Annotated in this window: 20 protein-coding genes; 8 read left to right on the plus strand and 12 right to left on the minus strand. The window is 64.9% G+C overall.

Annotation, left to right across the window (positions count from 1 at the left end; translation table 11 throughout):
- Window positions 1–129 precede the first annotated feature (129 nt).
- Window positions 130–1,095 (minus strand): sodium:calcium antiporter, encoded by a 966-nt coding sequence (locus tag G5A07_RS12250; protein ID WP_100446899.1) that lies wholly within the window; start codon window positions 1,093–1,095, stop codon window positions 130–132.
- A gap of 74 nt (window positions 1,096–1,169) precedes the next feature.
- The gene (locus G5A07_RS12255) at window positions 1,170–1,826 is read right to left on the minus strand and encodes a hypothetical protein (protein WP_019338588.1); all 657 of its coding nucleotides are present in this window, start codon (window positions 1,824–1,826) and stop codon (window positions 1,170–1,172) included.
- 125 nt (window positions 1,827–1,951) lie between these two features.
- Between G5A07_RS12255 and G5A07_RS12260 the strand changes: the two genes are divergently transcribed.
- A complete protein-coding gene (locus G5A07_RS12260; RefSeq protein ID WP_191863368.1) occupies window positions 1,952–2,488 on the plus strand; it encodes a hypothetical protein in 537 nt (178 codons plus the stop codon).
- A 203-nt stretch (window positions 2,489–2,691) separates the two neighbouring features.
- On the opposite strand, the gene hmgA is transcribed toward G5A07_RS12260, so the two are convergent.
- Window positions 2,692–3,999: a homogentisate 1,2-dioxygenase gene (hmgA, locus tag G5A07_RS12265; RefSeq protein ID WP_191863369.1), complete on the minus strand. Its 1,308-nt coding sequence runs from the start codon at window positions 3,997–3,999 to the stop codon at window positions 2,692–2,694.
- A 102-nt stretch (window positions 4,000–4,101) separates the two neighbouring features.
- Complete coding sequence (gene hppD / locus G5A07_RS12270; protein WP_191863370.1) at window positions 4,102–5,214, minus strand: 4-hydroxyphenylpyruvate dioxygenase; 1,113 nt, start codon at window positions 5,212–5,214, stop codon at window positions 4,102–4,104.
- A 129-nt stretch (window positions 5,215–5,343) separates the two neighbouring features.
- Here hppD and G5A07_RS12275 point away from each other — a divergent pair, with 129 nt between their 5' ends.
- Entirely contained in the window at window positions 5,344–5,838 is a 495-nt protein-coding gene (locus G5A07_RS12275) for a MarR family winged helix-turn-helix transcriptional regulator (protein WP_049467584.1), read from the plus strand.
- A gap of 547 nt (window positions 5,839–6,385) precedes the next feature.
- Complete coding sequence (locus G5A07_RS12280; protein ID WP_191863371.1) at window positions 6,386–6,613, plus strand: hypothetical protein; 228 nt, start codon at window positions 6,386–6,388, stop codon at window positions 6,611–6,613.
- Between the two features lie 690 nt (window positions 6,614–7,303).
- Here G5A07_RS12280 and G5A07_RS12285 read toward each other — a convergent pair.
- From G5A07_RS12285 to G5A07_RS12305, 5 genes are all read right to left on the minus strand, one after another.
- Window positions 7,304–8,317, minus strand: a complete 1,014-nt coding sequence (locus tag G5A07_RS12285) for a hypothetical protein (protein WP_191863372.1) — start codon at window positions 8,315–8,317, stop codon at window positions 7,304–7,306.
- Window positions 8,318–8,388: 71 nt separating this feature from the next.
- Window positions 8,389–9,528 carry a hypothetical protein gene (locus tag G5A07_RS12290; protein WP_191863373.1) on the minus strand — a complete coding sequence of 380 codons (1,140 nt, stop codon included), beginning with the start codon at window positions 9,526–9,528 and terminating at the stop codon, window positions 8,389–8,391.
- A gap of 226 nt (window positions 9,529–9,754) precedes the next feature.
- Window positions 9,755–10,360 carry a thioredoxin family protein gene (locus tag G5A07_RS12295; RefSeq protein WP_049411763.1) on the minus strand — a complete coding sequence of 202 codons (606 nt, stop codon included), beginning with the start codon at window positions 10,358–10,360 and terminating at the stop codon, window positions 9,755–9,757.
- Window positions 10,361–10,379: 19 nt separating this feature from the next.
- Complete coding sequence (locus G5A07_RS12300; RefSeq protein ID WP_043399407.1) at window positions 10,380–11,879, minus strand: oligopeptide:H+ symporter; 1,500 nt, start codon at window positions 11,877–11,879, stop codon at window positions 10,380–10,382.
- Window positions 11,880–12,060: 181 nt separating this feature from the next.
- The gene (locus tag G5A07_RS12305; protein WP_019338596.1) at window positions 12,061–12,936 is read right to left on the minus strand and encodes a tryptophan 2,3-dioxygenase family protein; all 876 of its coding nucleotides are present in this window, start codon (window positions 12,934–12,936) and stop codon (window positions 12,061–12,063) included.
- A 335-nt stretch (window positions 12,937–13,271) separates the two neighbouring features.
- On the opposite strand from G5A07_RS12305, the gene pdhA reads away from it, so the two are divergent.
- The 4 genes from pdhA to G5A07_RS12325 are packed head-to-tail and all read left to right on the plus strand — an operon-like array spanning window position 13,272 to window position 17,154.
- Window positions 13,272–14,354 carry a pyruvate dehydrogenase (acetyl-transferring) E1 component subunit alpha gene (gene pdhA / locus G5A07_RS12310; protein WP_054172659.1) on the plus strand — a complete coding sequence of 361 codons (1,083 nt, stop codon included), beginning with the start codon at window positions 13,272–13,274 and terminating at the stop codon, window positions 14,352–14,354.
- Entirely contained in the window at window positions 14,347–15,414 is a 1,068-nt protein-coding gene (locus tag G5A07_RS12315) for an alpha-ketoacid dehydrogenase subunit beta (protein WP_019338598.1), read from the plus strand. Before pdhA ends, G5A07_RS12315 begins: the two co-directional genes overlap by 8 nt.
- Window position 15,415: 1 nt before the next feature.
- Complete coding sequence (locus tag G5A07_RS12320) at window positions 15,416–15,769, plus strand: SH3 domain-containing protein (RefSeq protein WP_005411349.1); 354 nt, start codon at window positions 15,416–15,418, stop codon at window positions 15,767–15,769.
- Complete coding sequence (locus G5A07_RS12325; protein ID WP_191863374.1) at window positions 15,766–17,154, plus strand: dihydrolipoamide acetyltransferase family protein; 1,389 nt, start codon at window positions 15,766–15,768, stop codon at window positions 17,152–17,154. The genes G5A07_RS12320 and G5A07_RS12325 overlap by 4 nt, the downstream gene beginning before the upstream one ends.
- 120 nt (window positions 17,155–17,274) lie before the next feature.
- Here G5A07_RS12325 and G5A07_RS12330 read toward each other — a convergent pair whose 3' ends face one another.
- Complete coding sequence (locus G5A07_RS12330; protein ID WP_191863375.1) at window positions 17,275–17,661, minus strand: VOC family protein; 387 nt, start codon at window positions 17,659–17,661, stop codon at window positions 17,275–17,277.
- Window positions 17,662–18,014: 353 nt separating this feature from the next.
- Here G5A07_RS12330 and G5A07_RS12335 point away from each other — a divergent pair, with 353 nt between their 5' ends.
- Entirely contained in the window at window positions 18,015–19,502 is a 1,488-nt protein-coding gene (locus G5A07_RS12335; RefSeq protein WP_191863376.1) for a S1 family peptidase, read from the plus strand.
- 39 nt (window positions 19,503–19,541) lie between these two features.
- Here the strand turns inward: G5A07_RS12335 and G5A07_RS12340 are convergent, their stop codons facing one another.
- Both G5A07_RS12340 and G5A07_RS12345 read right to left on the minus strand, forming a co-directional pair.
- Window positions 19,542–20,249 (minus strand): YafY family protein, encoded by a 708-nt coding sequence (locus tag G5A07_RS12340; protein WP_191863377.1) that lies wholly within the window; start codon window positions 20,247–20,249, stop codon window positions 19,542–19,544.
- The gene (locus G5A07_RS12345) at window positions 20,249–20,884 is read right to left on the minus strand and encodes an NAD-dependent dehydratase (RefSeq protein ID WP_043399430.1); all 636 of its coding nucleotides are present in this window, start codon (window positions 20,882–20,884) and stop codon (window positions 20,249–20,251) included. Before G5A07_RS12345 ends, G5A07_RS12340 begins: the two co-directional genes overlap by 1 nt.
- Window positions 20,885–20,930: the final 46 nt, after the last annotated feature.

Genomic DNA, 20,930 nt, shown 5'->3' on the forward strand with positions numbered 1-20,930 from the left:
TAGCGGCCGACCTTGGTCGGCGCATTGTTTGCGCGAGTGCCAACCAAGGTTGGCACCCACCGGGTGATCGGTGGTGGGTGCCGACCGTTGGTCGGCACGAAATCAACCGCATCCACGCATGGCGTGGATCTACAACGCCGGTGCGCCCACCAGCAGCAGCTCCAGCACGAACCAGCCGACGAACGCGACCAGCAGGATTGCGCCCTCGCCGCGGCTGATCTTCAGGTCGCCACGCAGCATCGGGTACAGCACCAGCGCGAACGCCAGCAGCGCCGGCAGCTCCAGGCGCACGAACGAGGCCGGCAACGCCAGCGGCTGCAGCACTGCCATCGCACCAATCACCAGCAGCAGGTTGACCACGCTGGAACCCAGCACGTGGCCCAGCACCATGTCGCCATGCCCGCGACGCGCGGCGGCGATGGCGGTGGCCACCTCCGGCAGTGCGGTGCCGATTGCCACCGGCAGCAGGCCGACCAGCAGGGGCGTCCAGCCCAGGGCTACGCCGAAGTCCGCGGCGGCGCCCACCACCAGGCGCGCGCCCCAGTACAGGGCCAGCACGGCGATCAGCACCCGCAGCACGTTCAACGGCAGGCTGGTGCGGCTCAGTGCGGATTCGGCGATGGCCGCCTGCACCTCGGCGCTCTCGCTACGGCCACGGCGCAGCAGCAGCACCTGCACCACGATGAAGCCGGCCAGCAGTATGCCGCCCTCCCAACGTGCGAGGCCGCCATCAAGCCCGAACAGGATCAGCAGCACACCCGCCGCCAGCAGCGACCACCACAGCACCGTCTGCAGGCGTGCGCGCAGCAGCAGGGGCGCAGCCATGGCCGCCACGGCGAGGGTCAGGCCCAGGTTGACGATGCTGCTGCCCACCGCGTTGCCCAGGGCCAGCTCCGGTTGGCCCACCGCCAGCGCGCGCGCATTGACCGCCAGTTCCGGCAACGAGGTGGTTACCCCGAGCAGCAGCAGCCCGGCGGTGAACGGGCTGGCCCCGAAACGCTGGGCCAGGCCGGACACGGCCTTGACGATGGAGTCCCCGCCCAGCGCCAGCAGCAGCAGGCCGAGCAGGAACCAGGCAATGGCAACGGCGATCATCGAGCACTCCCCCCAGCAGTGGTGGCGCGATTCTACGCTTGGCCCGCACGCGCGGCTGGGCCGTGGATCAAGGATCAGCCACACCCTTCCGCATAATCGACCTGCGGGGTCTGCCCGACGCGCCAGGCACCCACCCGGCCATCGGCACCGAGCGCGAAGTCGATCACCGCCCCGCCCTCCTGCGCCGGGCGAACGCGCAGGTGCTGGGCCTTCTCGTCGTACTTGTCAGGGCCGACATCGGCCCGCTCCGGATACAGCACCTGCAGCTCACCCAGGGTCATGCCGACCTTGCCGCCGCCTGGTGCGGTGATGGCGGCGCTGCGCACGTCGTAGCGCACCAGCTTGCGGCCTTCGATCATCAGGCGCGGGTCCTCGGCATCCTGCGGGCGCAGGAAGTAACAGCCATCGTTGCCATCGTCAGCCGGCAGCGGCTTGCCGGCGGCATCGGTGCCCAGCCCCTGCAGCGGCGTGCCGAAGCCGGCGCGCACGTCGGCGATGCCGGCCCCCAGCTTCGCACCAGCGAAGCCGTCCAGGCGGGCTGGACTGTCCTTGCGGAGGTCGTTCGCCGGGCGAGCCGCCAGATCAGGATCCGTCGACTGGGCGGGGCCGGTCGCCGAGGCGGTTTCCGCCGGAGTGTCGCTGCCGCTGCCGGCCGCCCCCTGCTTGTCGGGGCCGCCACTGCAGGCGGCGAGCGAAAGGAGCAACAGACCAGCAATCGGGAGGTGCTTCATCGGTGCGGTTCCCTGGCACGAAGATGGCTGCACGCTAGCCCATCCGGTGTGCAGGCGCTGCATTGTCATCGCGGTTTCATCGCCCTCGTTCAGGCTCGGCGAGCACCGACCTGGCCGTCCCTTCCATGCAACCGCGCAAGACCGATCTCGCCCGAACCGCGCTGCAGGCCCACCGCGCGCCGCTGGACATGCGCCAGCGCCGGCTGCTGATCCTGTGCGACGGCCAGCGCACCGTTGCCGACCTGACCGGTCTGCTCGGCCAGGAAGCACCGGCGATGGTCATCCAGCTGGTACAGGCGGGGTACCTGAGCACCGGCACGGGCGCCACGACCCCGGCACCGTCGACCGCAGCCGCGGCAACGCCGGTGCCCACGCCGCCGGCAGCCACACCTGCTGCACCCGCGATCGAACGTCGCCGCTCGCTGGTGGCCGCGCGCATCTACGTGCTGGGCATATTGGAGATGCAGCGCCACCCGCAGGCGGCAGCACTGTTCCGTGACCTGCAGCAGGCGCGTGCGGAAGAAGAGGTGCTGCAGCGGCTGCAGTCAGCGATGCAGATGCTGCCCGGGCTGACCTCAGAGGGCTATTGCCAACGCGTGCGGCAGCGCCTGCTGGAGGCGTTGCCGCTGGAGCATTGCGACGCGTTCGCCGAAGTGGCGTAAGCGCAATTTCCGGCGGAGAGCATCCACGCATGGCGTGGACCTACTGCATCTCGACCGCCTTTCGCTAGATCCACGCCATGCGTGGATGCGATCAGGATCCGTGCCGACCAACGGTCGGCACCCACCAAGGCAGCGGTTGGTAGATCCGCGCCATGCGTGGATGCGATCACGATCTGTGCCGACCAAGGTCGGCACCCACCACGCTAGCGGGACGACCGGAAGTTGTTACGCAGGCCGTTCCAGCACTGCTGGTAATCGCCCTGGCGGTGGCCGGCGGCCAGCGCCTGTGCGGTCGGGCGGATCACCGCACGGGTCTCGAACATGAAGGCCATCGTGTCCTTGATCACATCGGCCTTGGACAGATCGGCATTGGACGCCTTGTCAAAGGTCGGCGCGTCCGGGCCGTGACCGCTCATGCAGTTGTGCAGCGACGCGCCACCCGGCACGAAGCCTTCGGCCTTGGCATCGTAGGCGCCATGCACCAGGCCCATGAATTCGCTGGCGATGTTGCGGTGGAACCACGGCGGGCGGAACGTGTTCTGCGCCACCAGCCAACGCGGCGGGAAGATCGCGAAGTCCATGTTGCTGGTTCCCGGCGTGTCGCTGGGCGAATGCAGCACCAGGAAGATCGACGGGTCCGGGTGGTCGTAGCTGATCGATCCGATGGTGTTGAAGCGACGCAGGTCGTAGCGGTACGGCGCGTAATTGCCGTGCCAGGCCACCACGTCCAGCGGCGAATGGTCGATCGGCGCACGCCACAGGCGGCCTTCGAACTTGGCGATCAGTTCGAAGTCGCCATCCACATCCTCGAACGCCGCATGCGGGGTCTCGAAGTCGCGCGGGTTGGCCAGGCCGTTGGAACCGATCGGTCCCAGGTCGGGCAGCTTCAGCAGCGCACCGTAGTTCTCGCAGATGTAGCCGCGGCTCGGGCCATCGGGCAGTTCGACGCGGAAGCGCACGCCGCGCGGGATCACCGCGATCTGCTGCGGCTCGATCTCGATCACGCCCAGCTCGGTCAGCAGGCGCAACGCGCCCAGCTGCGGCACGATCAGCAGCTCGCCGTCGGCGTTGTAGAAGTAGCGGCCGACCATGTCGCGGTTCGCGGCGTAGAGGTGGATGCCAACACCCGCGTGTGCATCGGGCGAGCCGTTGCCGCCCATCGTGTACAGGCCCTCGACGAAGTCGGTCGGCAGCTCCGGCAGCGGCAGCGGGCTCCAGCGCAGCTGGTTCGGCGAGGCCGGCTGTGCACCGAAATCACACTGCAACTGCGACTGCGCAAATGGAGTGAACTCGCCATGGGTCACCGCCGGGCGGATCCGGTACAGCCAGCTGCGGCGATTGCTGCCGCGCGGCGCGGTGAAGGCGGTGCCGGTCAACTGTTCGGCGTACAGGCCGTGGGCCACCTTCTGCGGCGAGTTCTGCCCGACCGGCAGCGCGCCGGCGACGGCCTCGGTGGCCAATTCGTTGCCGAAGCCGGACTGGTAGCCGCGGGCGGTGATGGCGGGGGACATGGGGGCTCCTGGGTACGGCGAGACCGGAACGGAAAGCAGCCGAGCATGGCCCGGCTCTACAGATGGGCAGGCGCCGGGACTGGCCCGGCGCTACCGATGACCTTACAGCACGCCGCGGCGGATCTGGTCGCGTTCGATGCTCTCGAACAGCGCGGTGAAGTTGCCTTCGCCGAAGCCTTCGTTGCCCTTGCGCTGGATGATCTCGAAGAAGATCGGGCCGATGCAGTTCTGGGTGAAGATCTGCAGCAGCTTGCGCTGGTGGGTTTCCGGATCGGCATCGATGAGGATCTTGTTCTTCGCCAGGCGCGGCACGTCTTCACCGTGGTTCGGCACGCGCTGGTCGATCACATCGAAGTAGGTCTCCGGCGTGTCGAGGAAATCCACGCCCTGCGCGCGCATCGCTTCGACGGTCTCGTAGATGTTCTCGGTGAAGCAGGCGATGTGCTGGATGCCTTCGCCCTTGTACGCGTCCAGGTACTCGTTGATCTGGCTCTTCGGGTCGGACGATTCGTTCAGCGGAATGCGCACGATGCCGTCCGGCGCGGTCATCGCCTTGGACACCAGGCCGGTCTTCAGGCCCTTGATGTCGAAGTAGCGGATCTCGCGGAAGTTGAACAGGCGCTCGTAGTAGTCCGACCACTGCTGCATGTTGCCGAAGTACAGGTTGTGGGTCAGGTGGTCGATGAAGGTCAGGCCGAAGCCGAACGGACGCAGGTCGGCGCCGGCGATCGGCTCGTAGTCGCCGTCGAAGATGCTGCCGGCCGCACCGTAGCGGTCGACCAGGTACAGCATGCAATCGCCGATGCCCTTGATGACCGGGGCGCTGACCGCCTTGCTGTCCGGCTTGAAGGCGATGGCTTCAGCGCCGTTGCCCAGCGCGGTCTGGTAGACCTCCTGGCCCGGCTTCTTGAAGCGGATGGCGAAGCCGCAGGCGCACGGACCGTGCTTTTCAGCGAAGTCGGCCGCGAACGAATCGGGGTCTTCATTGACCAGGAAGTTGACGTCGCCCTGGCGATAGACGGTAATCGGACGCTGCTTGTGCTTGAGCACCGCGCTGAAGCCCATCTTCCGGAAGTACTCGTGCAGCTCCTGGCCACGGCCGGCCGGGGCGGCGAATTCGACGAACTCGAAGCCGTCGATGCCCATCGGGTTCTCGAAGGTGGTGACCTGCATGCCGGGGTTGGGGTGCGAGGCGGTCGGGACTGCGGTATTCATGGCGTGGCTCCGAATCGGTACCGCATCGGTACAAACCAGGTGCGGGCAGGTAGGGACCCGGCGAGAATGCAGGGTCTGGACCTACCCCTTATAGTTACACTTGAAACCACCAGCAAGGTGCACCGCAACATGAGCCCCGCCGATCCCGTTTCGACCCGCCTGCGTGCCTCGCACGTCCTGCTCGACCTGGAACAGTTCCTGCCGTACCGGCTGAGCGTGCTGTCCAACCGGGTCAGCGGCAACATCGCCAAGCTATACGGCGATCGTTACGGTCTGGCGATTCCCGAATGGCGGGTCATCACCATCCTGGCGTTGTACCCGGGCTCCTCGGCCAGCGAGGTCTCCGACCGCACGGCGATGGACAAGGTGGCGGTCAGCCGCGCGGTGGCCCGCCTGCTGGAGCGCGGCTTCATCAAGCGCGAGACCCACGGCGACGACCGCCGCCGCTCGGTGCTGGCGTTGTCCGCAGCCGGCTTCGAGGTCTACGAGACCATCGCGCCGATGGTGATCGAGATCACCCGCAAGCTGATGTCGGTGCTGAGCGAGGAGGAGGAGCAGGTGCTGGAGAAGCTGATCCTGCGCCTGGCCGGCGATGGCCTGGAGCGGATGGGCGAAGGGGTGTGAGGGGTTTCCGGGGCTGCGCCCCGGGCTCCGTAGAGGCAAACGAGCAACTGCCGAAGCGAAGCTGGCCTTCTGGGAGAGGCGGGGTGGATGGTGTCGTGGGCGGCTCTATTGTGGATCAGGTGCACGCCATCGATAAAGTGTAACGCGCGTTGTTCATTGCCCGCCGACGAACGGCCTTTCGTCCGGATTCGACTTAGCCTGTCGTGTTTGCCACGAGATGTTTCGGTATCGGGCCGGTAAAGTTCTGCTCGACAGAGCGGCTGTATCGGAATTCGCGCATCGAGTGGCATTGCCTATTGGACGAGCCGCCTCATTGGCTTGAGGGTGGGGACGCAGCGGAGCACCGCTGCCGGGGTTGAAAGCCCGATGATCCGAAGGAAACCACGCCGCACCCGCCGTCGCCCATCGCGGGCGACGGCGACTCGCGCTGCACCGCTTTGGCGGGCGGTGCGTGGGGCCGCTTGGCCGCCGTTCTTCCTTCGGATCACGGTCTTTCAACCACGCATCGCCTGCCGCCTTTCCGGCGGCCTGGTCACGGAGCTTCGTCATGACACGCCCCAATCACCCCACCACCGCACCCATCGACCATGAAACCGACCTGCAGCGCATCGACGAGGCGCTGGCCACGTTGCAGAACGTCGCCGATGCGTGGTTTCAACATCATCGACTGAAGCGGTGTGAACCGGGCCTGCTACTGTCATTGAACCGGCTGCTCGACCTGACCAGTCTCGCCAAGGGCTACGCCAGTGCGCTGCGGGTGATTGCCGAGGAGTAGCGTCATTCCACGCATGGATTAACCAATGAGAACATTGTCGTATCAGTGGTACGACATTTCGGCTGCGGCATTTCGACCCGCGGATAACGATTATCCGCCAGAGAACACCTCATCACCTCAAGCCCGACCCAGCTAGGGTGCGCCTCCGCCACAGCAACTACGTGGCCTAGTCAGGGATACGAAGTCCACATAGCCGTAGGCTAGGGGCGCCCATTCCGTCTGCGGATCCTTTTCTTCACGCCGTCAACGAGGCTGCTATTAATTTGCACAACGACGGCTCGCTCCCCTTCCGCGAGTGCGCCCCAAAGAGACGCGACAACAGAGAAGAAGCAGAGGCAACAAAATACAGATACAAATCTAGATAGCCATGAATTACCCATCTCATAAAGTGACAACACTATGGTCACGAATACGATAGAACAAAGCGAGAAGCAAGACCTGTAGAGCGCACGAACCATAGACCTGTACTTTGCGCGCTCGGGCACTTGCTCCACGGTAGCCCCCGATGCCAATCCGCCAAGCATTCTTGGGAAAACGATCGCAATCCATATACCAAACACTGTCACCACGAGGCCTGCGAATGCCGCCTCCGCATTCAAAACAGTAAGCGCTCGTTCACGCGATAAATCGCCCACCCCACCGCCGAAAAGGACGGCAGCCAATGAGACGAAAATATCGCGAACACGAAACTCAATCACCCTCAAGCGCCTCAATTATTGCGCCACCACTAGCCTGAAGAAACTCGGAAAGATCGTCCAAATCAATCATTCCGTGCTCATTTCTACCAACATTGATCGACGCTCTTTTCCTGGCGATAGCTCCGCTCAACCAGTGAATTCTCTGAGAATCCTTGGCAAACGTAAAGCCCACATCATCCCAACCTTCGTCGGCCACATCCATCGCCTTTTCTATGACAGACTCAAGCTTCTCCGGAGTAAATCGCGCCTTCATCTCAATATGAAATGGAATGTCGGCTCGAAGCCTATTATTGACCGGAAGACCTATTATTGAAAAAGCCGAATCCACAAATGCCCGCTCTTGCTCCACCTGCGGGCTAACACTCGCACGCTTAATAACCTTTCTAATCTCGTCAAATCGGGCCTTTATCTCGTCGATGTTTGCAGCAACTCGCCTCAGAGTCGTCCGGAAATATGGCTCAACCTCTTGATATACATCGCCATCATACTCGTAGCCCAACAGCTGGTCATCGTCACCCCAAGAGCACCATCGGGAACTTGACCGAAGGAACTCTTGAATATATCTCTGAAACTGGCGACTACCATTAAGCCTCTGTTCAAACCGCAAATTCAGTACAAGACCCTTATTTGAGTCGATAAAGAAAAATGCGGGATAGCCTGGGAGACTGAAACCATCGACCTCGATTGCACTGATACTAGGCGATCCAATCTTGGAGTCGATCGCGACCACCTGGACTCCTTCATCGATTGCTGGAAGCTCGTTCCACGTGCAGAGCATCCAGTGATTAGTTGCACCGAATCGTTTGATATCGATACAAAATGCCCTGAGAAAATCATCATCCTCAACCGGCGTATAAGTACTGGACTCACCAATTGACTCCAAGCCCTCTGTCCAACCCCTAAAATCGCTCAGAACTTGAAACAAGGTTGCGAACTGATGAGACTCTTCGTCATCGTAGAATCCGCATCTTGCAACCTTATAAAGCGTGTAGGTCACGTCTTCCATAATCCCCCCTATCCTTTACTTGCCAATGTAACGCCATTGCTAAAGGCGAAGCAATCTGGCGCGAATACCCCTCAGCTCAGATGCTTGCGGCGCGCATGGATCCACGGCACCGCCAGCGCGGCAATGGCACCACCGGCGAAGCCGAGCGAGGCGGAAACCGTGGCCGCTTCGACTGCCCCCGGCAACGCCAGCGCGGCAGCCACCAGCAGCAGCGACGGCAGGCCGACGAAGGTGCCCAGGAAGAAGTGCCAACGCGGCGACCAGGTGTTGAGCTGCAGCAGGCTGACCGGCTGCCAAGCATCGGATGCGGCATCTTCGGCGATCTTCGCCACAGCCTTGGCCAGATCTACTTCCGGCAGCGCGCGCCCCTGCCGTGCGGTGGCCAGCAGCTCGGCCACGGCCTCCACCGGCGGGAAGCTGGACGGCCACGCCACCGGGGCCGGCACGCCGTAGGCGGTCAGCACCGGCACGCTCAGCCACGGCGCTACCAACGGACGCATGCGGCGGCGGCCGTGCACGCACCAGATCTGCGGCTGGCCGTGCGCCGTGACGCTGTACAGCGCCAGTTCGTTGGCCGGCGGATAGCCGAGCATGGTCACTCGCGCCGCCAGACTGTCCTGGCCCATCGCACGCAGGAAACCAGGGCGGCTGCGTCCTTCCTGCATCCACGCCAGGCCCAGCGCCCCCACCAGGTACGCCTCCGCGACGTCCTTGCTGCCCGCAGTGGCGCGCTCATCACTGGCCAGGTACCAGGCCAGCGATTTCGGTTCGGGCACATCGTCCAGTCCCCAGCGGCTGTCGTCCCCCAGCACATGGCGCACTGGCAGGCGCGCGGGCGCGGTCTCGCCACGCTCGCCCGGCTGCAGGAACGGCAGCACGCCCTGGATGAAGGTGGACAGTTCGATCGCACGCACGCCATGGCCCTGCCATTCCGGCGGCAGCAACCCGGCCAGCTGGCCGTCGGCGGCCAATGCATCGAGCCGTGATTTCTGCTCGACCAGTTTCTGCACCGCACCCTTCAACACCACGTTGTCGGGCAGCGCGATCTGCGGCAGGCGATGGCGCGGCGGCACCAGTTCAACACTGTCCTCGCCGGTGCCGGCGTCATCCAGCAGCGCCTCCTGCGGCGGCAGGGTCACACCCTCGCCTGCTTCGCCTTCGGCCAGAGTACTGGCAGGTTCGGGCAGTCGTTCGGCGTGGTCGCTGTGCATGGGCGTTCCGGTAGGTTGCATCGACGGGGCGTCGACTGAGGTCCTTGCCGGTAACGGCGTACGTGCGGTGAAGTTGAGATGCCGATTCGAAGAGTGTGACGGCGCGCGCAGTAGATCCGCGCGGGGCGTGGATGCGCCACAGTGCCGACCAACGGTCGGCACCCCCCGGGTTGGTGGCCAGCAGATGGCATCCACCAGAGCATGCCGGCCAGCGGCCGGCACTACCCTATTCCGGTTTGTCAGGTGCCCACTGCTTGAGGAACGCGGTCACGCGCGCGGGCTGGAAGGCTTCGCCCTTGCGCAGCTCGCCGGTGGCCTGCGATACCAGCAGGCCGCCATCGGCGTCGAGCACCAGCAGGTACGGGTAGTCGCGCTCCATCATCGGGAACTGGGCGAAGAAAGCGGTATTGGGTTGTTCGTCGCTGGCGTTGACCTTTACCCACACGTAGTGGGCATCGCGGAAGCGGCGCAGATCACCGTTGCCTTCCACCAGCTCGTCCAGCGCCCGGCAGCGATCGCAGGCGGCATTGCCGACCTCGAGCAGGATGCGCTTCTTGCCGCGCTGGGCTTCCACCTTGGCGGTGGCCAGATCGTCGGCGGGGTTGCGGGCCGGGTCGAACTGCGCGCCGAGCCCGGCGATGGCGGCAATATCCGCCGCCACCGGGGTGTTGCCCGAGGCCACCGGTTCGCTGGGGTCAGCGACCGGTGGCTCGGTGGGTCGGGTATCCAGCGGCTGCGTAGGCTCGGCGGCGGCAGGCGGTTGCGGTTGGGAACAGGCGCCGATCAGCGCCGCACAGACCACCACCACTGCTCCACCGAGCTTCATGCGCATGCCTTCTACCCTCTCATCGTTACTTGACGCCGTGCATCAGCTTGTTGATCAGCGGGGCGATCAGGAACAGCACCACGCCGGAGCCGATCAGGGCCCAGAACCCGAAGGTATACCCCTTCAGGGCCGACTCGACCGTCATGCCGCCTTCACCACTGACCACGCCGGCGAAGATGCCCGACAGGTTGTTGCCGATGCCGGTGGACAGGAACCAGCCACCCATGCCGAAGCCGACCAGGCGCACCGGGGCCAGCTTGGTCACCATCGACAGGCCGATCGGCGACAGGCACAGCTCACCCACGGACTGGATGACGTAGACCATGAACAGGGTCCAGAACGGGATCTTGCCGTCCACGACCATCTGCGACAGCGCGTACATCAGCAGGGCGAAGGCGGCGCCATTGAACAGCAGGCCCAGGCCGAACTTGCGCGGGATGGACGGATTGGCGCGGCCCATGGCCACCCAGATCCAGGCGATGATCGGGGCCAGGGTGATGATGGCCACCGAGTTGACCGACTGGAACCACGCGGTCGGGAACGTCCATTCACCGAACTGGCGGTTGACGATGTTCTCGGCCAGGAAGGTAAACGAGCTGCCGGCCTGTTCGAAGAACATCCAGAACATCACGTTGAAGGCGAAGATGATCAGCATGGCGATCACGCGGTCGCGCTGCACCTTGCCCTCGCGGATGCCCTCGACCAGCAGCAGGATGGCCAGCGCGGTGAACATCGCACCCAGGATCCAGGCCAGCGCGGTGGCGCCGGTGGCCAGCAGGAAGTACGCGACCGGGATGGCGACCACGGCACCGGCCAGCACCATGATGATGCGGCCGAAGCCTTCAGCGCCGGCCGGCGGTGCACCGATGCCCTTCAGGCCGGCGCGACCGATGTAGAACCACACCAGCGAGATCAGCATGCCCACGCCCGAAGCGATGAACACGACCTTGTAGGACGGCATGGCATCGGTACCGAAGACCTTGCGGGCCAGGTACTCGGTCAGCACCGGGGCGATCATCGCGCCAATGTTGATGCCCATGTAGAAGATGGTGAAGCCCGAATCGCGGCGCTCGTCCTTCAGGCCGTACAGCTTGCCGACCATGGTCGAGATGTTCGGCTTGAACAGGCCATTGCCGACGATGATCGTGGCCAGGCCGAGCTTGAAGATGTGCTCCTGCGGCAGCGAGATCATGAACAGGCCGGCGGCCATGATGATCGCGCCGGTCAGGATCGATCGCTGATAGCCCAGTACCCGGTCAGCCACGTAGCCACCGAAGATGGCTGCGGCATACACCAGGGCCAGGTAGGCGCCGTAGATGCGGCTGGCGTCGCCTTCACCGGCAGCGCTGCCGTTGTAGAACTGGGCAACGATGTACAGCACCAAGGCCCAGCGGATGCCATAGAACGCAAAGCGCTCCCAGAACTCGGTCATGAACAGCATCCACAACGGGCGCGGGTGGCCCAGCGTGGTCTTGAAGTCCGGCAGCGCCGGCTCTGGGGTGTTCGCAGTGGCGTTTACGCTCATGCGGGTTTCCTGGTTCGGTGGATGACGAGCACGTCCGCTGTGCAGTTGGAGCAACGCGCGAGGATCACCGACTTCTGGCGTTCACGTCAAATACACGCCGTTTGAGGCAGGTGCCAGCCTGCTCGCTGAACTTGCATCTGAAACGATCCAGCCAGTGGCCGGGATCCAAGCTGAATACGGATCAGCCCTGCGCTGACGGGGGCCCGGCCTGCAGGCTGGTACGCACCTGGAACAGCTCGGGGAAGAAGGTCAGTTCCAGCGCCTTGGCCAGGAAGCCCACCCCGGACGAGCCGCCGGTGCCGCGCTTGAAGCCGATCACCCGCATCACGGTGCGCATGTGTCGGAATCGCCATAGCTGGAAGGCGGTCTCCAGGTCCACCAGGTCCTCGCACAGCGCGTACTCGCGCCAGTAGCGGTCGGTGTCCTGGTAGATGCGTTCGAAGACCGGCTGCAGTGCGTCGTCGGCCACATGCGGCTGGGTCCAGTCGTGGTTTTCATACACGGCCGGTACGGCGTGGCCGAAGCGGGCCAGGTACTTCAGGAACTCCTCGTACAGGCTGGGCGCCTCCAGCACGGTGCGCAGCTGCGCCTGTCCGGCCGCATCGTGCTCGAACACCTGCAGCATCTGCGCGTTCTTGTTGCCCAGCAGGAACTCGATGTAGCGGTACTGCAGCGACTGGAAACCCGACGACGGGCCCAGCACGTCGCGGAAGCCCATGTACTCGGACGGGGTCAGCGTTTCCAGCACCGACCACTGCTCGGTCAGCTGGCGCAGCACCTGCTTGCTGCGCGCCAGCACCTTGCGGCACTGCCAGACTTCATCGCGCTGCAGGAAGCCGATTGCGGCACGCAGTTCGTGGCCCAGCAGCTTCAGCCACAGCTCCGAGGTCTGGTGCTGGATGATGAAGAGCATCTCGTCATGGTGCGGCGGGTTGGACAGCGGCTGCTGCGCGCTGAGCAGCTGGTCCAGCCGCAGGTAGCCGCCGTAGGTCAGGCGCCCCTGCAGGTCGGTGTGGATGCCGGCTTCGAGATCGCGTTGGTTGTTGTCGACGGACATGGGCGGGACCAGATCGGGGGCGGCAAGGGTAGCGCGTTGCCGCCGCGCTGGCAGCCGCCGGGCCCATACCCGGGCGTGCGGTTGGCCGTGGAGCATCGGCCGATCCCGGGCCTGCGCGTGGAACCGTCCAGGCCGTTGTACTGGCGGTCAGCCAGAGGCGTATTCTGATGCTTTGCAGCAACGACTGAATACGTTGTTGTTATTGGCCCCCCACCCGCCGGCAGGGGTAAAACGGGGAATCGCCGTGTTGCGGCGCAGGAAGGCTATTCCGTACGCGTTCCTTAACATGGCGATTCATATCATTTGTAACTTCTCTGTCGAAGGTGCAGTACGCAATGACGGTTGCCGCTGAATTCAAGATCGAATACCTGCAGTACCTGGATACGGACGGCACGCTCGTCCGCGACGACCTGCCCGCGTCGCTGCGCGACCCCAAGGTCCTGGTACCGCTGTTCAAGCAGATGCTGTTCGTACGTACGTTCGACAGCAAATCCATCGCGCTGCAGCGCACCGGCAAGCTCGGCACCTATGCCGCCTGCCTGGGCCACGAGGCTGCGCACGTGGGCATCGGTGCTGCGATGCAGAAGGACGACGTGTTCGCACCTTCGTACCGCGAGTATGGCGCGATGTTCATGCGTGGCGTGCGCCCGCACGACGTGCTGATGTACTGGGGCGGCGACGAGCGCGGCAACGACTACGGCGGCAATGCGGCCAAGGACTTCCCGTTCTGCGTGCCGATCTCCACCCAGTGCCTGCACGCCGCAGGCGCTGCGCTGAAGTTCAAGCTCAACAAGGAACCGCAGATCGCGGTGGCCGTGTGCGGCGACGGCGGCAGCTCCAAGACCGACTTCTACGCGGCACTGAATTCGGCCGGCGCCTACAAGCTGCCGCTGATCCTGTGCATCGTCAACAACGGTTGGGCCATCTCGGTTCCGCGTTCGGCCCAGACCGGTGCCGAAACGCTGGCGCAGAAGGGCCTGGCCGGCGGCCTGCATTGCCTGCAGGTGGACGGCAACGACCTGATCGCGGTGCTGGCGGCAATGGAGCAGGCGCGCGAACGTGCGCTGGCCGGCGACGGTGGCACCGTGCTGGAACTGATGACCTACCGCCTGTCCGACCACACCACCGCCGATGACGCGCGCCGCTACCGCGACGACGCCGAGGTGAAGGATGCCTGGCAGCGCGAGCCGATGCTGCGCCTGCGCAAGTACCTGATCAACGCCGGTGTGTGGAGCGACGAAGAGGAAAACGCCTGGGTTGCCGAGTGCGGCACGCGCGTGGACGAGGAAGTGAACCTGTACCTCAACACGCCGGTGCAGCCGGTCGAGGCGATGTTCGACTTCCTGTATGCCGATCCGCCGCCGGACCTGCTGGCCCAGCGTGCCCAGGCGATCGCCCTGGAGAAGCGCCATGGATGAGATCAAGAACGGCGCGCCCGGCGCGCACACCAACGCCGCCGACAGCGCTGCTGTCGCGCGCGGAGAAGAGAGCATGACCACCACGCCGATCACCCTCATCGAAGCCATCACCCAGGCGCTGGCCTGGGAGCTGGAACACGACCCGTCGGTGCTGGTGCTGGGCGAAGACGTGGGCGTCAACGGCGGCGTGTTCCGCGCCACTGCCGGTCTGCAGCAGCGCTTCGGTTCCGAACGCATCCTCGACACCCCGCTGGATGAAACCACCATCGCCGGCCTGACCATCGGCCTGGCCGCGCAGGGTATGAAGCCGGTAGCAGAAGCCCAGTTCGATGGCTTCATGTACCCGATGGTCGACCATATCGTCTGCCACGCCGCACGCCTGCGTTACCGTACCCGTGGCCGCCTGCACTGCCCGATGGTGCTGCGCGTGCCGTGGGGCGGTGGCATCCGCGCGCCGGAACACCACAGCGAAGCCAACGAGGCGATCTTCACCAACGTGCCGGGCCTGCGCGTGGTGCTGCCGTCGTCGCCGCAGCGTGCGTACGGCCTGCTGCTGGCCGCGATCCGCGAACCGGATCCGGTGATCTACATGGAGCCCAAGCGCATCTACCGCCAGTACAAGGAAGTGGTCGTCAACGACGGCGAAGCCTTGCCGCTGGACGTCTGCTTCGTGCTGCGCGATGGCACCGACGTGACCCTGGTGACCTGGGGCGCGCAGGTGAAGGAAGCACTGGAAGCGGCTGACAAGCTGGCCGGCGAAGGCATCAGTGCCGAAGTCATCGACGTGGCCACGCTGCGCCCGCTGGACTTCGCCACCATCGCCGAATCGGTGGCCAAGACCGGCCGCTGCGTGATCGTGCAGGAGGCCCCGAAGACCGCGGGCTTCGGCGCCGAGATCGCCGCGCGCCTTGCCGAGGAATCGATCTACGACCTGCTGGCGCCGGTCGAACGCGTCACTGGCTACGACACCCACATTCCGCTGTTCCGCCTGGAAATGAAGTACCTGCCGAGCGTTGAGCGGATCGTGGCTGCAGCCAAGCGCGCGGTGGCGGCCGGCTGACGTGCGGGCCCGCCTTCTGGGGGCTTACCGCAGCCAGTATCCCAACCCGCTCCGGTTCCACACCGGCCAGATCGTCGAAGTAGGTGTCCGTGACGAGGAATGGCCGGCGTTTGCCTGGGTACGCACCAACGATGGGCGCGCTGGATGGGCGCCCATCGCCTGGTTGCAGCTGCTGGACGAGGGTCGCGCCGAAGCCCTGTGCGACTACGACGCCCGCGAGCTGGATGTGGAAAGCGGCGAGATGGTGAAGCTTCATCACGAACACGGTGGGTGGTGGTGGTCCGAGCGCGCCAATGGCGCGACGGGCTGGCTGCCGGCCCGCGAACTGGAACTGCTGGAAGAGAACTGCAAATGAGCCAGACCAAGAACTTCAACCTGCCCGACCTGGGCGAAGGCCTGCCGGACGCGACCATCGTCGAGTGGTTCGTCAAGGAAGGCGATGTGATCAAGCTGGACGAGCCGCTGGTCTCGATGGAGACCGCCAAGGCCGTGGTGGAAGTGCCCTCGCCGTTCTCCGGCAAGGTGCTGAAGCTGTCCGGCGGCGCCGGCGACATCATCCCGACCGGCTCGGTGCTGGCCAGCTTCGAACTGGACCCGAACCTGCCGCAGCGTGCCGATGGCCAGGACACCGGCCACAGCCATGGTCACGCCGCACCTGCCGCTGCACCGACGCCGCCGCCGCTGCCGGCCGCTGCCGCACCGGTCGCCGTGGAAGAAGCCAAGCCCGCCGCGGCCGAGCGTGATGACGCCGGTACCGTGGTCGGCGCGATGCAGAGCTCCAATGCCGTGCACGCGGAGCAGGCGCTGGCCGTCGGTGGCGTCAAGGCCGTGCCGGCCGTGCGTGCGATGGCGCGCAAGCTGGGCGTGGACCTGAGCCGCGTGCCGGCCACCGGCACCGATGGCGCCGTGACCATGGCCGACGTCAAGCAGGCCGCCGCCAACGGCAGCGCCAAGCTGGGCGCTGCTCCGGCGCCGGTCGCTGCCGCCGCGTATGCCGCGCCGGCCCCGGCGCAGGTGTCTGCCCCGGTGCAGAGCGAAGCCCGCACCCCGCTGTCTGCCGCCGGCAAGCCGATGCGCACCCAGCCGCCGGGCGTGGTCGCCAAGGGCCAGCCGGAACCGCTGAAGGGCGTGCGCCGCAACATGGCCCGCGTGATGGCCGACGCGCACAGCAAGGTCGTGCCGACCACGCTGAACGACGACGCCGACATCCATGCCTGGCTGCCGGGCAACGACGTCACCGCGCGCCTGGTGCGTTCGATCGTGGTCGCCGCGCAGAAGGTGCCGGCGATGAACGCCTGGTTCGACGGCGAATCACTGACCCGCACCCTGCATGCGCAGGTGGACATCGGCATCGCCGTGGACACCGACGACGGCCTGTTCGTGCCGGCCCTGCGCAATGCCGATATGCTGGATGCACGTGGCATCCGCGAAGGCGTCAACCGCCTGCGCGAGCAGGTGGAATCGCGTTCGATCGCCGCCTCGGAACTGAGCGGCTACACCATCTCGCTGTCCAACTTCGGCATGTTCGCCGGCCGCTACGCGACCCCGGTCGTGGTGCCGCCGTGCGTGGCCATCGTCGGTGCCGGCCGTGCCCGCCACCAGATGACCCCGGTGATGGGCGGCGTGGAAGCGCACAAGGTGATCCCGTTGTCGGTCACCTTCGACCACCGCGCGGCTACGGGTGGTGAAGCCGCCCGCTTCCTGCGCGCGATGATGGACGACCTGGCGCTGGCCAGCTGATCCAGCTGATCGGTGGGTGCCAACCTTGATTGGCACATGAACTGGAAAAACGCCGGGCACTGCCCGGCGTTTTTTTGTGCCCGCATCCACGCATGGCGTGGATCCACAAAATGCCCGCGATCAATCGCGAGCGACCATACCCTCGGCGCGGCTGTAGACACGCAGGCGGTGCCCGTCAGGATCCGCTCCGACGAAGGTGTGGCCGAACTCCAGCGTCACCGGCGCCTGCAGGATCTCCACGCCGAGCGCGCGCCACGCATCATGTGTCTGCTGCACCGTCTCGGGGTCGGCAACCAACATAGCCAGTTCCGCGGCGCCGGCCTGCGCGGACACCGGCGGCTGCACGTCATCGCGCTGCCACAGGCCGAGCGCGGCGCCATCACCGAGCAGGAACAGCGCAAAGCCGGGCGACTGCTCGACCGGCGGCTTGCCGAGGATGCCGCTGTAGAAGGTGGCGCTGGTGGCGACGTCGCGCACGTACTGCAGCAGGGTGCTGGGCGTGAACATGGGGAAGCTCCGTTGTGGGGAGCGATCATGGTGGAACACGTCTGCTGACAGATTCTGTCAGTAGATCAAGCAGATGAAGTCGACCGGGTAGAGTCGATCGTCGTTCGAACATCTCGCGTATTGCGGGCATTTCCGCCATCGGATGGAAAAACAGGCGACCCACTGTGATCTCGCGACATATCGCAAAGCCAAGTCATGATGGGAGCTGTCGTCGGCGATGAACCTTCGCTCTTTTGAAGCCCCCCGGACCAATCAAAGGGAGACGCAGTTACCAGTTGCAACAGACAGAAGTGATTTAGAGTCAAATGCAGACGGAACGCAACTTCACATAATGCACATGAAAAGGAAAGTTCATGACCACAATACGCAGATATCTCCCGTTATTGGCAGCCATCATCACCGCTTCTCCCGCCTTTGCGGACGACGCCCCCAAGGATGTGGCAATACAGCACTACGCGGAAACCATGCACATAGGCACGTTCGAAGCCGCGCAACGAATGGATGCGGAACGGGCCGCCGGTAAACTCAGCGCACGGCTTCAGAGGGAGAAGCCTGAGACGTTCGCCGGCCTTTACATCGAGCACTCCCCTGAATTCAGGATCGTCGTGAAGTTCACTGGCGATGCCTCGGGCCAGCTATCTGCCTATACCAAAGATCGCCTCTACGTCGCGGAAAATTCGCCACGCTCTCTCGAGCTTCTCCGCGCCACCCAGGCGGAAGTGTCCGAGCAGCTCGTCAAGGCGGGCATCGAATTTGCGGCCACGGTAGACATAAAGAATTCCATCGTCGAGGTATATGTACGCGATCCCGATGCCGTACGCGCCAGACTTTCCAATCTCCTCTCCGTCGTCGACTTCATCCGCGTAAAAGAGACCACAGGTTTCATAGAGCCAACAAACACTGTGGCGGGCGGGCGGCGACTGGAGGGCTACCAGCAGCAACTCTGCACAGCAGGCTTCAACGTGGTCGAAACTGCAACTCGCGAACTAGGCTTGGCCACTGCCGGTCACTGTGACAACGACAATTATCAACGCAACCCAACCGCTCGCATTCTGTTCAAGAGTGAACGCAACAAAGGATCTTACGACGTTCAGTGGGGTGCACAGCAGCGTGGCGGCGTCATCTTCTCCCAGTCGAACGAAATCATTGTCGATGGGGAAAAGCTGGCGATAACCGATGAGGCATCACTTGCCGACATGACACCAGGCACAACGGTCTGCAAGTTCGGCGTAACGACCGGTCGCACATGCGGATCCATCAAAGACGCAGAGTTCGCAGCCAACTGGAAGGGGGAAGCCGGCACCTACGTCCAAGTCGTCAGCCTTGATGGAACCGTGATGAACAAAGGCGGCGATAGTGGTGGTCCCGTCTATGCCGGCAACTCCGCCTACGGCCTTGTTCATGGCAGGGGAAACGATGGCTCTCCTTGGGAGAATGACCTTTTCTTCATGCCCATAGAGAGAATGTCCACCCTGGGCGTCGCTACCCTGACGAAGCCATTTCAGCTGGACAGCGTTCCAAACGTGTCTGGAACAGGCGCCAGCGTTACTGCCACGATGAACTTCAGTGGGTATCCGAGGTTTCCGGTATACATCAACCTCGAGGTCGTGACGTGTCCCGCCGGATGGATCTGCATCGGGGGGCGCGCCAAAGTCGACAAGAACATTCCATCTCCCATCACCTTCACCTGGGGTTGTACACCCAGTAAACCTGGTGAACCCCAAGTTTCGAGAGTCAGGACATTCTTGGAAGATGCGTCGGGCCTCGTAACCCAGGCCATAGAGTCGACGATTACCTGTACCACCCCGACCTCCCCGGCACATAGCCAACCAGCTGTGTAAGCCCACCACGTTGATGCACAGCGCCATTCCTCATTGTGGCTACGAACGATCCAGCCAGTCCGGTGCGATGCCCTGTGCCTTCTGCCAGCGCCGCAGCAGCGTGGCGCGCGGCACGCGGTAGCGGTCCTCCAGCACACGCACCTGGCGGATGCGGTCCAGCCGGAAATGACGGAAATCCTCGCGGCTCTCACACCACGCCGCCAGCATCGGCACCTCATCGAAGTAGCCCAGCGCGAACGGCCAGACGGTGCGCTCGGTACGCTGGCCCTGCGCGTCCTCGTAGCCGAACTTCAATCGCTGCTGCGAACCCACAGCTTCACGCACGGCCTGCAGGCGCGCGGGGGGAACCTTGCTCCCAGCGCGCGAAGGGCCCACGCGCAGGCCGCTATCACGCAAGGCTTCCCGGCGCGCGGCTGGCAGCACATGCGCGATACGCGCCAGGGCATCACGTGCGGCCTCGGCCAGCGCAGGCTCGGTGCGGGCCGCGACCCAGCGCAGGCCCAGCACCAGCGCATCGATCTCGGCCGGTGGCAGGGTCATCGGCGGCAGGGTATCGCTCGGCGCCAGCTGGTAGCCGACGCCGGCCTCGCCACGCAGGTCGGCGCCCTGCTCGCGCAGGGTCTCGATATCGCGGTACAGCGTGCGCAGGCTGATACCCAGCGCATCGGCCAGCACCTGCCCCGCGACCGGCCGTCGATGACGACGCAGCAGCTGCAGCAGCTGGGTCAGGCGCAGCGCTCGCGACATCAGCCGACCAGCGCGCGCGACGCCACCACGTGCTCGCCCGGTTGCGGGGCCAGCGCGGCCTCGACCAGTGCCTTGGCGATCTCGCTGGCCGGGTTGATCCGCCACGCCCGCGGCAGTACCGGCCCCAACGCGCCGAGTACCGTCAGTGCGAAACGCTCGCCGCGACGCACCTCGTTGCGCTCGCCACCGATCAGCCCTGGGCGGACCAGGGTCAACGAGTTGAAGCCCAGCGCGCGCAGGTCACGCTCCAGCTCGCCCTTCACCCGGCTGTAGAAGATCGACGACTGCGGGTTGGCGCCGGCCGCGGAATTCAGCACATAGGTACTGGCCCCCTGTGCCTGTGCGAGCCGTGCGAACGCCAGCGGATAGTCGTGGTCGATGCGATGGAAGGCCTCGCGGCTGCCGGCCTGGGCAATGGTGCTGCCCAGCGCGCAGATGACCGCGTCTACGCGCGCCCATTCGGGCGAGGTGGGCAACGCGTCGAAGGCCAGCACCGGGTTCTCCAGCTTCCCGTGGGTTACGCCCAACGGGCGGCGGGTGGGCGCCACCACGGCGCTGCAGCGCGGGTCGTCCAGCAGCCTGGGCAGGGTCAGCCCGCCGACCAGGCCGGTCGCCCCCAGCAACATCACGCGCATCACCACCTCCACTGCGGCATCCTGTCGCCCATCCTAGCCGTTCAAG

This window comes from Stenotrophomonas sp. AS012628, from assembly GCF_010608305.1.
Lineage (GTDB): Bacteria > Pseudomonadota > Gammaproteobacteria > Xanthomonadales > Xanthomonadaceae > Stenotrophomonas > Stenotrophomonas geniculata.